The organism is Aquimarina sp. Aq78 (assembly GCF_900299525.1).
Lineage (GTDB): Bacteria > Bacteroidota > Bacteroidia > Flavobacteriales > Flavobacteriaceae > Aquimarina.
Genome location: NZ_OMKA01000029.1, coordinates 257,862 through 271,463, shown reverse-complemented (window position 1 = coordinate 271,463; position 13,602 = coordinate 257,862). Strand labels below are relative to the sequence as shown.

General features: G+C 33.2%; 13 protein-coding genes. 9 read left to right on the top strand and 4 right to left on the bottom strand.

All coding sequences use genetic code 11. The features are described from left to right. Positions 1-64: 64 nt before the first annotated feature. Entirely contained in the window at positions 65-1,336 is a 1,272-nt protein-coding gene (locus DG435_RS20710; RefSeq protein ID WP_234387120.1) for a DUF5103 domain-containing protein, read from the bottom strand. A 187-nt stretch (positions 1,337-1,523) separates the two neighbouring features. On the opposite strand from DG435_RS20710, the gene DG435_RS20705 reads away from it, so the two are divergent. The 8 genes from DG435_RS20705 to DG435_RS20670 all read left to right on the top strand — a co-directional run bounded on the left by DG435_RS20705 (position 1,524) and on the right by DG435_RS20670 (position 9,531). Then, positions 1,524-2,879, top strand: coding sequence for a Na(+)-translocating NADH-quinone reductase subunit A (locus DG435_RS20705; RefSeq protein WP_106793138.1), 1,356 nt, complete (start codon positions 1,524-1,526; stop codon positions 2,877-2,879). 4 nt (positions 2,880-2,883) lie between these two features. Then, positions 2,884-4,110: an NADH:ubiquinone reductase (Na(+)-transporting) subunit B gene (locus DG435_RS20700; RefSeq protein WP_106793137.1), complete on the top strand. Its 1,227-nt coding sequence runs from the start codon at positions 2,884-2,886 to the stop codon at positions 4,108-4,110. A gap of 2 nt (positions 4,111-4,112) precedes the next feature. After that, positions 4,113-4,868, top strand: coding sequence for a Na(+)-translocating NADH-quinone reductase subunit C (locus DG435_RS20695; protein ID WP_106793136.1), 756 nt, complete (start codon positions 4,113-4,115; stop codon positions 4,866-4,868). A gap of 3 nt (positions 4,869-4,871) precedes the next feature. Next, positions 4,872-5,564, top strand: coding sequence for an NADH:ubiquinone reductase (Na(+)-transporting) subunit D (locus DG435_RS20690; protein ID WP_051473916.1), 693 nt, complete (start codon positions 4,872-4,874; stop codon positions 5,562-5,564). Positions 5,565-5,575: 11 nt separating this feature from the next. Next, positions 5,576-6,289, top strand: coding sequence for an NADH:ubiquinone reductase (Na(+)-transporting) subunit E (gene nqrE, locus DG435_RS20685; RefSeq protein ID WP_024772804.1), 714 nt, complete (start codon positions 5,576-5,578; stop codon positions 6,287-6,289). Position 6,290: 1 nt separating this feature from the next. Then, positions 6,291-7,598, top strand: coding sequence for an NADH:ubiquinone reductase (Na(+)-transporting) subunit F (nqrF, locus tag DG435_RS20680; RefSeq protein ID WP_106793135.1), 1,308 nt, complete (start codon positions 6,291-6,293; stop codon positions 7,596-7,598). A 127-nt stretch (positions 7,599-7,725) separates the two neighbouring features. Further along, positions 7,726-8,436 (top strand): hypothetical protein, encoded by a 711-nt coding sequence (locus DG435_RS20675; RefSeq protein ID WP_106793134.1) that lies wholly within the window; start codon positions 7,726-7,728, stop codon positions 8,434-8,436. A 216-nt stretch (positions 8,437-8,652) separates the two neighbouring features. Further along, on the top strand, positions 8,653-9,531 hold the full coding sequence (locus tag DG435_RS20670) for a DUF4846 domain-containing protein (protein WP_106793163.1): 879 nt from the start codon (positions 8,653-8,655) through the stop codon (positions 9,529-9,531). 422 nt (positions 9,532-9,953) lie between these two features. Here DG435_RS20670 and DG435_RS20665 read toward each other — a convergent pair whose 3' ends face one another. From DG435_RS20665 to DG435_RS20655, 3 genes are all read right to left on the bottom strand, one after another. Continuing rightward, positions 9,954-10,697: a LytTR family DNA-binding domain-containing protein gene (locus DG435_RS20665; RefSeq protein ID WP_106793133.1), complete on the bottom strand. Its 744-nt coding sequence runs from the start codon at positions 10,695-10,697 to the stop codon at positions 9,954-9,956. Between the two features lie 70 nt (positions 10,698-10,767). Further along, positions 10,768-12,495 carry a tetratricopeptide repeat-containing sensor histidine kinase gene (locus DG435_RS20660; RefSeq protein ID WP_106793132.1) on the bottom strand — a complete coding sequence of 576 codons (1,728 nt, stop codon included), beginning with the start codon at positions 12,493-12,495 and terminating at the stop codon, positions 10,768-10,770. Position 12,496: 1 nt separating this feature from the next. Continuing rightward, the gene (locus DG435_RS20655) at positions 12,497-12,991 is read right to left on the bottom strand and encodes a hypothetical protein (protein ID WP_106793131.1); all 495 of its coding nucleotides are present in this window, start codon (positions 12,989-12,991) and stop codon (positions 12,497-12,499) included. 229 nt (positions 12,992-13,220) lie between these two features. On the opposite strand from DG435_RS20655, the gene DG435_RS20650 reads away from it, so the two are divergent. After that, positions 13,221-13,598: a Na(+)-translocating NADH-quinone reductase subunit F gene (locus DG435_RS20650; RefSeq protein ID WP_106793130.1), complete on the top strand. Its 378-nt coding sequence runs from the start codon at positions 13,221-13,223 to the stop codon at positions 13,596-13,598. Positions 13,599-13,602 lie beyond the last annotated feature (4 nt).

The following is a 13,602-nucleotide window of genomic DNA, read 5'->3' as shown; positions in this document are numbered from 1 at the left end:
TCTTAAAATTGCTGTTGTAGAATAAAAAGAAGCTAAACAAGCCTAAAAGATGAATGCAGTTATCTTAATTTGTAATAGTAGCTGAGTTCCCTATTCCTTTTCCGATAGCCCTGTCATAACGTGCTCCGGGAGCTCTGTAATAAGGTATCACTGTGTATTCATTTTCAGTTTCATCAAAATTACCACTAATAAAACCTGGATCTATAGTTCCATCTGGTCTTAAGAGGACATATTTGTAATTATAAAATCCCTGTTTAAAAATGCTTTTGTTGAAGTATCCGCCACTTTCTTTATCGTATTGAAGAAGTGTTGATTCATCAAGAGTATAGTTGTTGAAATTACCATAAAGGTGAATTTCTCCTCCTTCCAGAGGTTCGTAGCACTCTAGTGAAAAGTGCATCCAAACATAATCTGCTTCAACATTATTATTTTCGGCATCTAGATTTCTGATAACAAAATTACCATTGATATCGGGGTTATACGTATATCTTCGATTAGCTCTAACCCGATTAGAATATAGATAATTGTGGTAGATATCTCTTAGTTCTATGCTTCGCGTACTTACAGTAGAAGCTCTAATGTCCTTGCTGTCAAAAAATAAGTATTCATTTCCGCCCCAAAAACTAGACTCTTGATCGTATTTGTATACTAGGCTATTAGCAATGGTAAATTGAGGGACCAGATTAGTAATCGCATTTTTGAGATCGTTATTTTGCATTACTAAGGTTTTTACTGTTTGTCGAGGGTTTCTTAAAATTTCATTTGGTGAGTTTATTTCGAATTGAACTGATTGTTTGGTATCTATGTGTTTGAGATCTCTGGATCTCTTTGTGTACACTTTTACTGATGTTAAAGGCTCGTAAACAATAAACTTTCTAGAGAACACCACTTCATCATTATCATCATATATTTCTATGAGATAGTTTCCGCTTACTTTAAGCCTTCTGGTATCTTCATTTGGAATACTTAGGCTATAATGACTATACATCTGTAATGTGTTGAAAGAATTTTCATAGGTTACAATCCTGATTTCGTCAAAACCATCCAGATATTCATTCTTGTATAAAGAAGAGGGTGTCCAATCAAAGTTATAATGACTTATTCTGTAATAATAATCAGATTCATCGCCATTAATGTCATCAAAAGTAATTCTAAAAGGAGCTCCAAGTTTAAGGATAGGTATTCCAGAAAATTCTGCACCCGTAAGTAGTTGGATTGTTTTAATGTGATTGGCAGTATTGGTTTCACTTATAGATGATTGTCCAAAAAAATGATTAGGAACACTAATAAGTAGTAATAGAAGTAATAGGGATGGTTTAGGTCTTTGTGACATCATATAGAGAATTACGGGTATAAATATAAGCAAAATGTGTGCCTAAAGAATGGAGAGTGTTTTTTTTAGTTACGAATCATTATTTAGAAACATTATAAATAATTATCTTATAGGAGAACCAGCTTTCACTTACGTGTTTTAATTAGTAAATTTGCACGATTTTTTTAGTTAATTAACATAGACTACAAATATGTCAAAAGACATTCGTATCAGAAAAGGCTTAGACATTAAACTCGTTGGCGAAGCAGAAAAAGTTACTGTAGACGCCATCAGAAGTAATGTGTACGCAATTAGGCCTGATGATTTTCACGGTATAGTGCCAAAGGTTGTTGCTAAACAAGGTACAGAAGTTAAAGCCGGCGAACCACTTTTTTATTCAAAATCTAATGAAAAAATGCTTTTTCCTTCTCCTGTCAGTGGAGAGGTAATAGAGATTGTACGTGGTGCCAAAAGAAAGATTTTAGCTTTTAAGATTCTTGGAGACAAGGAACAGAAATATGCAGACTTTGGTGTAAAGGATGTGAATTCTATGAGTGGGGATGATATTAAAACCCACCTTTTAGCATCAGGTTGCTGGCCATTTATTAAACAACGTCCGTATGACGTAATTGCTAACCCTGATGTAGCTCCAAAAGCTATTTTTGTTTCAGGATATACAACTGCTCCACTTGCGGCAGATAGTGATTACATACTAGAAGGGAAAGAAAAAGAACTTCAAGCTGCAGTTACTGCTTTAAGCAAATTAACTGAAGGTAAAGTACATATTTCTGTTGGTAAAAAAGGAAACTCACCACTATCTGGCTTAGAGAATAGCACACTTCATAACGTTTCAGGACCTCATCCTGCAGGGAATGTGAGTGTACAAATGGCCAAAATAGATCCTATTAATAAAGGAGAAACAGTTTGGGTAGTAAATCCACAAGACTTAGTAGTTATTGGGGAATTATTATTAACTGGAAAATATAATGCAGAAAGAACAATAGCTTTGGTAGGTTCTTCTGTTAAAGCTCCTAAGTATTTTAAAACTAAGATTGGGGCAGAGGTGTCATCAGTAGTATACACTTCTGGAGTACATGATGAAGGAAATATTAGAGTGATTAGTGGAGATGTGCTTACAGGAGAAAATGTAAAACCAGATGGTTACCTTGGATATTATCATAATACCATAACAGTTATTCCCGAAGGAGACGATTATGAACTTTTTGGATGGAATAAACCTATTTTCAATAAGATTTCACCTTCTAGAGCACTTACTTTTTCCTGGTTATTTCCTAATAAAAAGTATGAACTTACTACCAATACAAATGGTGAGCATAGAGCTTTTGTAGTTACAGGAAATTATGAAAATGTATTTCCTTTAGATATTTACCCATTGCAGTTACTTAAGGCTTGTGCGGTAAATGATCTGGATGCAATGGAGCAGTTAGGTATGTATGAGGTTGCTCCAGAAGATTTTGCCCTAACTGAATTTGTATGTGTTTCTAAACAACCACATCAGCAAATCATAAGAGAAGGGTTAGATTTAATGTTAAAAGAAATAGGATAGTGCTATGGGATTAAAAGATAAATTACATAAACTAAAACTTAAGTATAAAGGCAAAAAAATGGCTCCTGCATTTAATGCAATCCATACATTTTTGTATTTACCTAATGAAACTACACATTCTGGATCTCATGTTCGTGGAGCAGATGATTTAAAACGTACCATGAATACGGTGATCATGGCATTATTACCATGTTTAATATTTGGAATGTTTAATGCAGGATATCAACATCATCTTGCAGCAGGAGAAATAGAAGCTGTAGCTAATGGTTTTTTTAGTGCAGGATTCTGGTCAATTGATAATCTTGTTGTTGGACTATGGAAAGTATTACCATTAGTTGTTATTTCTTACGGGGTTGGACTTGGAGTAGAATTTCTATTTGCGGTAATAAAAGGACATGAAGTAGAAGAAGGATATTTGGTTACAGGAATGCTAGTACCATTAATTGTTCCAATAGATACTCCATTATGGATGCTGGCAGTTGCAGTAATCTTTGGAGTAGTAATTGGTAAAGAAGTATTTGGAGGAACAGGTATGAATATCCTGAATCCAGCACTTACAATAAGAGCATTTTTATTCTTCGCTTATCCAACATGGATGTCTGGAGATAAAGTATGGGTGCATGGTGCTGTAGAAAGAGCTAGCGAAATAGCTGGTGGAGCACAGTTAGATGCAATATCTGGAGAAACTGTTCTGGGAAGCTTAGCACAAGGAAAAGAAATTTCATACTCAGTTGCTGATATGTTTTTAGGATTTATTCCTGGTTCTGTAGGCGAAACTTCTGCAGTATTGATTTTATTAGGAGGGTTATTCTTAATCTTTACCAAGATTGGAAGTTGGAGAATTATGGCAAGTGCCGTTCTTGGAGCCTTAGCTATGGGATTAATTTTTAATGGAGTTGTAAACGCAGGATGGATTAGTGAAGGAAGTAAATTCTATAGTTTGATGAGTACAGAATTCTGGCATCATCTAATTATCGGTGGTTTTGCTTTTGGAGTTGTATTTATGGCTACCGATCCGGTAACTGCATCACAAACGAATAAAGGAAAATGGATATATGGATTCTTGATTGGATTTATCTCTATATTAATCAGAGTATTCAATCCTGCATATCCAGAAGGAGTAATGCTAGCAATTCTATTAATGAACGTATTTGCTCCAACTATTGATCACTACGTGGTTCAGGGTAATATCAAGAAAAGAATGAAACGTTTAAAACTAAAAACGGCTTAATCATGGCGATGAATACAGATAAAAATTCATACACGATCATATTTGCCATTGCAATGGTAGTTGTGGTTGGTTCATTATTAGCATTTACTGCATCTTCATTGAAAGGTAGAATAGATGCTAATAAGCGTACAGAAAAACAGCAGAATATTTTGTTTGCAATGGGTATTGCAGATACAGAAGATCCTAATGAATTTGTGCCTGCAGAAAAAGCACAGGAGTTGTTCGATAAATATGTTGGTGATGAGCAATATATCATTACTGGTAGTTCTGCAGAGAAAACAAGTGACGCTTTTAGTATAGAAGTGAAAAAGGAAAATGATAAAATTAAGCAAGATGCTAATTATCAAAGAAAACTTCCTTTGTTTATAGGTAAGAAAGACGGAGAAGAGTTTTATGTGGTTCCTATGAGAGGTAACGGTCTTTGGGATGCAATTTGGGGTTATGTCTCTTTAGATAAAGAGTTTAAAACTGTAAAAGGAGCATTTTTTGATCACAAAGGAGAAACTCCTGGATTAGGTGCTAACATTAAGGAAGCTTATTTTAGAGATGATTTTATAGGAGAAAGTATATTGGATGCTTCAGGAAACTATAAAGGAATTACTGTTAAAAAAGGAAATGCAGATCCTAAAAATGTAGATAAAAGTGATAATGAAGTAGATGCCATGGCCGGAGCAACAATTACAGGTGATGGTGTTACAGCAATGGTAAAGAAAGGAATAAAGATGTATCAACCTTATTTCGAAACTTTAAAAAAATAACAGATGGCTGAAGTAACAGAAGAAAAAGTTAAAGTAAAAGAGCCTAAAGAGCCTTTGTTTTCGAAGAAAAACAAGAAATTATTAACAGACCCTCTTGCCGATAATAACCCAATTACTATTCAAGTATTAGGAATATGTTCAGCTTTGGCGATTACTGCACAATTGAAACCTTCGATTGTAATGGCAATCTCAGTAATTTTTGTATTAGGAATAGGTAATGTAGTCATCTCTTTGATGAGAAATATTATCCCTTCAAAAATTAGAATTATTGTTCAATTGGTGGTGGTAGCAGCCTTAGTAATAGTAGTAGATCAAGTATTAAAAGCTTTTGCTTATACATTAAGTAAAGAGCTTTCTGTATTTATAGGATTGATAATTACCAACTGTATTATCATGGGACGTTTTGAAGCATTCGCTTTAGGTAATGGTCCATGGAAATCATTCTTAGATGGTGTAGGTAATGCTGCGGGTTATGGAGTATTATTGGTTATAGTAGCTTTCTTTAGAGAGTTATTAGGATCAGGAACATTATTTGGTGCTAAAGTATTAGGTGATCCAATCGAAAAGACCGGATTGTATGCTATAGGTTATGAAAATAATGGTTTTATGGTATTAGCACCTATGGCGTTAATTACTGTTGGAATTATTATTTGGATCCAGAGAAGTAGAAATAAAGCATTAATAGAAGATCATTAAAATAAAGAGACATGGAATATTTAGAATTATTTTTAAAATCGATCTTTATAGATAATATGGTATTCGCATTCTTCTTAGGAATGTGTTCATACCTTGCTGTATCCAAAAAAGTATCTACTGCGGTAGGACTGGGAGCTGCAGTGATATTTGTATTGGCAATTACAGTACCGCTAAACTTTTTGTTAGATAAATATATTCTTAGAGAAGGCGCTTTGGTATGGTTAGGACCAGAATATGCAGATTATGACTTAAGTTTCTTAACCTTTATATTGTTTATTGCAACTATTGCTACTATGGTACAATTGGTAGAGATAGTAGTTGAGAAATTTTCACCATCCTTATATAACTCTCTGGGTATATTTTTACCATTAATTGCGGTAAACTGCGCAATTCTTGGAGGATCTTTGTTTATGCAACAAAAAGAATTTGCAACTATTTCTCACGCAGCAGTGTATGGTATAGGATCAGGAATAGGATGGTTTTTAGCTATTCTTGCTATCGCAGCGATCCGTGAAAAAATCAGATACTCTAATGTGCCAGCCCCTTTACGAGGGTTAGGGATTACATTTATTCTTACAGGATTAATGGCGATTGGCTTTATGAGCTTTGGAGGAATGTTAACAGGAGGCGAAGAAGAAGAAAAAGAGCCTAAAGCTGTTCAGGTTGAAAAAAAAGAGACTACAAAAGAAGTAGCCGAAAATACTAACGTTACAATACTTAAATAATATGATATTTTTAGCATCTACCGCTGGAACAATAGCGATAACCATTATTTCGTTTTTGGTGCTGATTCTTGTTTTAGTAGGAATCTTATTATTTGCAAAAGATAAGTTACTACCATCTGGACCTGTAAAGATTACCATTAATGGCGAAAAAGAAATTGAAGTAGCTTCAGGAGGGACATTATTATCAACTTTAGGAGCTCAGAAAATATTTTTACCATCCGCTTGTGGTGGTGGTGGGACTTGTATCCAGTGCGAATGTCACGTATTAGAAGGTGGTGGAGAAGCATTACCAACAGAGACGCCTCATTTTTCGCGAAAAGAGTTACAGCATGGAGCACGTTTAGCCTGCCAAGTTAAGGTGAAACAAAATATGAATATCGAAGTTCCGGAAGAAGTATTCGGAATTAAGAAATGGGAAGCTGAGGTTGTACGTAATTATAACGTAGCGTCCTTTATCAAAGAATTTGTAGTTCGTATTCCTGAAGATATGGGATATAAAGCAGGAGGATATATCCAAATTGAGATTCCACAATGTGAAATTAAATATTCGGATATTGATATCACTGCGCATCCAGAAGAGCATGAAACTCCAGATAAGTTTCAGGCAGAATGGGATAAATTTGGTCTATGGCCACTAGTGATGAAAAATGATGAAACTGTAGAGCGTGCTTATTCTATGGCCTCTTACCCTGCAGAAGGAAGAGAGATAATGCTTAATGTACGTATTGCTACACCACCATGGGATCGATCTAAAAATGGATGGATGGATGTAAACCCAGGAGTTGCTTCATCTTATATTTTTGCTCAGAAGCCAGGAGATAAAGTAGTTATTTCTGGCCCTTACGGAGAATTCTTTATTAATGAATCAGATTCAGAGATGCTTTATGTTGGAGGAGGAGCAGGTATGGCGCCAATGCGTTCTCACTTGTATCATCTATTCAAAACCTTAGAAACTGGTCGTAAAGTAACGTATTGGTACGGAGGTCGTTCTAAACGTGAATTGTTCTACTTAGATCACTTCTATGATTTAGAAAAGAATTTCCCTAACTTTAAGTTTTACCTTGCATTATCAGAACCATTAGAAGAAGATAACTGGAAAGTTAAAAGCGATATTGATGCCGAAGGAGATGGATTTGTTGGATTTATACATAATTGTGTAATCGATAACTATCTAAATCATCATGAGTCTCCAGAAGATATAGAGCTATACTTCTGTGGACCACCATTAATGAATAAAGCTGTTCAAAAAATGGGAGAAGATTTTGGTATCCCAGATGAGCATATTAGATTCGATGATTTTGGAGGATAAAATCTAGCATTTACTACTATTTTCTGATAATCAGGAAAATATTTAGATAATTCACTGTAAACCGGTATAAGTAATTATACCGGTTTTTTTATTTTTGGATACCAAGGTTTTTAATACAGTATTGATTATGGATAAACTAAAACACTCATTTTTATCGGTATTGGTTTCTTTTTTGATCGGTATGGTTGGTCAGTCTTTGTTTTCTCAAAACATAAAAATATCCAGAGATTCTTTGATTACTATCGTTGAATTTGATGGAGCGTTTCATAATAAATATACATTAAAACGATTGATGGTTGATACTTGTAAGGCCACTAGTGTTTTACGAAGTAAAAATCAGGATTATTCTGAAAATAACCTTATAGATGACAATGATCATACAGCGTGGGTCGAAGGTCTTTCAGGTTCTGGTATAGGAGAAAAAATTAGGATTACTTTTAAAAATAAGAGTGCTTTGCCTTATGTAATTAGAATAGTTCCGGGATATTCGAAATCTAAAGAAACTTGGTATAACAATAATAGAGTTGCTAATATTACTATCAGAACCATAGGAGTAGGAATAGATTCAGAATATATAATTGATGAATGGAAAGATGTAAGTTTCAGAAAAGATTCTTTGTCTAAAGTATCGATTTCCCCACAATATATTGATATTAGTCAAAACTATATTCAGCATATGGGGTATAACGATTTTGTGGCCATTGAATTTGAAATTATGGAAGTTGATGATGTTGGAGCAATATATAATGACACGTGTATTTCAGAAATAACTTTTTATGAAATTGATAAATTAATCAAAGCCTATACCTCTGATGAATATGAAAAAATAAAGAATTAACCTGTTGCGCAGATAGAAATTAATAGCATAAAAAAGTGTCAATTCGAGTGGTTTTTCGGAATAGAATGAAGAAAAATTGTATCGAGAATAACTTTTTTGAATCAAAATTCTATTCTCGATACACTTCTTCCGTTGGTCGAAGCACTTGAATTGATAAATTTTGAATTAAAAAACCTCAAATGCACAACGGGTAGAATTAGTACTAATCATGATGTTATGAAGAAATATATAGTATCCCTAATTATAGTAATCATTTTGTTTTTGATATTGAGAAATACTTCAAAAGGTAAAATGGTAACTAATCACATAAAAGGTGCTGTAACAAGTGTAATTAAAACACCTGATCACGTTAATAAGGAGGGAGATTCTATCTCAACTCGAGTTATGATTCCAGAAGGGTATAAGAGGGTTGAATATGCACAAGGTTCATTTCAGAGATACTTGCGTCATTATCCGCTAAAACCTTATGGAAGTAAGATCATAAATTATGATGACAGCGAATATTTTGCTCAGAATTGGCACGAAGCAATTCTGGAAGTTCCGGTTCCATCAAATGGATTGCAACAATGTGCAGATGCATTGATGAGAATTCGATCAGAGTATTTGTGGGAGCAAAACAGAAAAGACGAAATTGGGTTTAATTTTACCTCGGGTCATTATTGCTCATGGAGTAAATATGCACAAGGATATCGCCCAAAAATAAAAGGCAATAAAGTAACATTTCATAAAACGGCATCACCCAATTATTCTAAAGCTAATTTTTATAAATACTTAAACCTGATCTATACCTATGCAGGAACATTATCGATGCATAATGAGCTAAAAAAGATATCTGTTAAAGATATACGAATTGGTGATATGCTGGTAAAACCTGGTTCCCCCGGTCATATCGAGATTGTTGTAGATGAAATTGTAAACGAAAAAGGAAATAAGATGTATCTTCTGGCTCAAGGAAATACACCGGCGCAGAATGTGTGCTTACTTAAAAATTTTGAAGATACTACGATCTCACCATGGTATAGATTTGATGAAAATCAACCTGTATACACACCTAGTTATTATTTTGATAAAGCGCAGTTTATTAGATTTAAGTAAATAGTTGTTCCCATTTTTATTAGATCATTTCTTATAAGTTATACCCAATTTAGATACACTTATGCTTTAGTTTTTAACGCTTATGGCATTGTTTTCATGAGATGGCGTATTTCTGATTAATTTTATAATGGAAATGATAATGAAGCTAGATTGGATAACCAATTAAAAGAGCACGAAGAAGGAAATAGTAATTTGAAAACGAATTATAAAGATTGGTTTTTTACGATTAAAAACATTTATAGAATTTGTATTTAGTTAAATAAAATAAAACGTTCATACATTTAGTTTTTATAGAAAATATGCTGCTTCTGCTGATGGTGAAATGGGGGTTTTCCGTTATGGCAGGAGCAGCCATATTTAAGAAAAGCATAAATTCTTTGTTTTTTGGTGCTAATGGATATATACCCTGTAATACAATTCATTTAGTTTAATATATCGTTATCCTTTATAAATAAAGCTTTATAACGTTCGCTAAATGGAATTTTGGCATCGTCCATCAATATGATAAGATTGTCTTCAAAGTAGATTTCTTTAATTTTTTTAATATTGACCAAAAAATTACGATGCACTTGTGTAAAGTTTGGATTTGATAATAACTCTTTTACTTTTATTAAGGATAGCTTAATCAAAAAATTACCTTCTTCACTTATCAGATTACAATATTTTTCTTTTACCTCAATATAATGAATAGATTCTATAGCTAATTTCATAACACTTTTATTCTTTTTTACAAAAATATAAGTAGGGCTCAGTACTGCATTTTCTGAGTTAAAACTTAAGGTATTAGATTGTTTATAGTGCTTTTCGATAGCAAGCTCTATAGAAAATAAAAGCTCTAATGTGTTATATGGTTTAAGTAAATAGGTTGCTGGTTGTGTGAGTTTAGCCAGGTCAAAAAAATGTTTACTCTGCGTACTGGTCAAAAATAAAAAAGGAATGTTAAGTTGTTGCTCATTAATCTGTTGTGCCAAAACAATACCATCTGGTTTCCCGTCTATCATAATATCCAAAATGATCATATCAAAAAAATGATCCTGTATTTTTCTTTCAGCATCCTGTATGGTTGAGGCTCTCGTCACTTCAAAATTATTATTGTTTAAAAATTCTGAAATCTCTTTAGCTTCTTCGTCTTCGTCTTCTAATACTAATAATCTTAATGTTTTCATCTATATACATTTCACAAACCACATCGGTAATGGTTTTGGTGCATTAAGTACCTATTACAGGCTTTTATAACTAATCAATTCCTTTTGGTAATACAATTTTGATCCTTGTTCCTTTACCAGACTCGCTATCAAATAGTATTTGCCCATTATTTTTTTTAACGAGTGTATGACATAATAATAACCCAAGACCTACTCCTTTAGACCGATCAATTTTATCAGTGGTAATATCATGTAATGAGTTGATTTTGGCTAAAATCTCTGGAGGAATACCTGCCCCAGTATCTTTAATCTCAATAAAACATTCGTTCGCAGTGTGATCACCAGATGATATCGTGATCTTTCCTTCGTTTTTGGTGTATTTAATAGCATTGTCAAGAATATTACGAATGACAATTTTTAAAGATTCCTTGTCAACCGTAACCAAAATAGATGCATCTAATAAGGTTTGGAGTACAATGTCTTTGGTTGTTGCCAAATACTCATAATCACTTATAACATGTTCAAGAATGGGTTTTAAAGGATATGTTTCGGGTTCAAAAAATAATTGTTCACTTTGCTCTAACGACCAGTGCAGTACATTGTTTAATAAATGACTGGTAGATTTTGTTAGGGTAATTGCAGTATCCGTAGTTTTTTTGATTCCCAACAAATCTTTTTCTGTTATGTAATCCAGCAATTTTTCATGCTGTCGTTTCAATGCATTAACAGGAGATCGTAAATCATGCGAGACTACAGAAAACAGATAATCTTTGGTTGTGTTTGCGATATCTAGTTGTTCTTTCTGTTCTGTAATCAATTTCTTTTTACCAATTAACAATTTATAAAAATAGCCCAGAACACCAATAAACAAGAGTAAGAGCGAACTGCCTATAATTAGACCGTTACGTTGTGTTTTTTGCTGCTTTATTTTTTCATCCTGTAACCGTATTTCTTGCTCCTTTTGTGCAATGGCAAGTTGTTTGTCTTTTTCGGTAAGCTCCCAGATTCTATCTCTGTTCCAGATAGAATCTTTCCACTTCCCATATTCTATATAGTAAGCGACACTTTCTTGATACCGTTTTCTGTTTTTTTCTACCACCGCCATGTTTTTGGCAGCGTTTTGTTTGAGTTTGACATCATGAAATAGTGCAGCTAATTGGTAGGCTTCTTTGAATAAAGCGATCGCTTCTTCATCTTTATACTGGCTATAATAGGCGTTGGCAAATTCCATTTTGGCTCGAATAATAAGAGCAGTATCTTCCTTTTTGATTAAGGCTAACTCTTTAGAAAAGTAATGCTTTGTATTTACATAATCTTTTTTATGTAAATGGGAAACGCCCATGTTGTGATATGCTGTTTTCAAAAAAACTTCATCTTTAGTTCGCATATCCTGATTCAGCCATTTTGTATAATAGTGTATTGATTGATCATAATTTTCTAAAACCAAGTGTATTTCTCCAAGTTTATGATCTTTTAGTCCTAAGAATTTAAAGTTTTCAGAAATACTGTTCATGTTTTGGAGGGATTTTACAAAAAGTTTCTTGTTAATAGCACTAACTCCCTGTATATAATACAAGATGTCCAGTTCTTCTTGTTTTTTGGTCACCTCTAAAGCCTTGCCTGCATATACATAACAAGAATCTAGTTGAAGATTTCGATAAAAACCAATAGCGCTACAAAAATCAGTAACCACAACCTTTTCTTTACAATAACCATCCAGATGCTTATAAAATAAATTGAGTTTGGTGGTTTTTTGAGACTGACCATATATATAAGTGCCACCCAGAAGTGCACACGATATGATAATCGCTTTATACATTTTATTGGTTACTCGTTGCAGGGGTAGTCACTGTACCTCTATCGGTTTCGGGATCTAAATTTTTATCATGTACTACAATAGCTTCTACACTCTGTGTTCTCAGCGACACAATTTTATAATCTATCTGTATATGGTACATATCAAATTCTGAAGGAATAGGATCTGTAGAATCATATACAATATTAAAATCTCTGGAAACGACTAAGCCACTTTCGGTATGTATACTGGTTTTTACATCTGTAACTCCATTATAGTTAAAAAATATGGTTTTTTCTTCATTTAAAAACAAACCACTACTGGTGTTTTCTAAATGATCAAGTTTAACGGGTAGAAATGAAATAATATTAACAATATAATGCCTTTCTCCTTTGGGATTGGCATATATATTAGCTAAAGATTGTTGTGGGATTTCTGCCAGGGGAATAGGTTGAGCATTTATTTTGTTACAAAAATTAATTACAAAATCTAATCCGGCCAAAGTAATTTTATTTTCCATAGGGTGTGCTTAATACGGTTATTACATTAAAAAGGGTTAAGAATTTTAATAAACTAAGAAAGATAATTTTATAGACTTTTTCAGGACTACTAAATTCTCACATTAAACATACAATAATTTCTCTGAATGCATAAAATAATAACTACGTTTTATGATATTTTATAAGGCTATAAATTTACTCACAGCATAATTCTGAATAACGTTTCCAAAATAATATCTTTGTCATCCTATGGCCAGAATACTTACCAAACAAGAATTACATAACCTTGCAATGAATATTGTAGGTGAAGAATTAGAAAAAAAAGGTTTCGAATTTATTGCAATTAATAGCACTCTGGGAAAACATCCGCAGTTTGTGTGTGTTGATACATCTAATCAAAGATATTTCGTACTTGTTAAAGTAGTTTCGTATCCAGATAACCCTCATAATTATGATGTCATCTGGATGGAGTCGTTTAAAAAACATGCTATAGAACAAGAAGCAAAAGTATTCTATGCAGGTGTTGGTTTGCAAAATTCTGAAAACCCAAATAAGCCGTTGCTTTTAAACGAAGAATATGTTTTAGAATATGCAGGATTACAAACAATAGAAACTCATTTGAACTAAAATT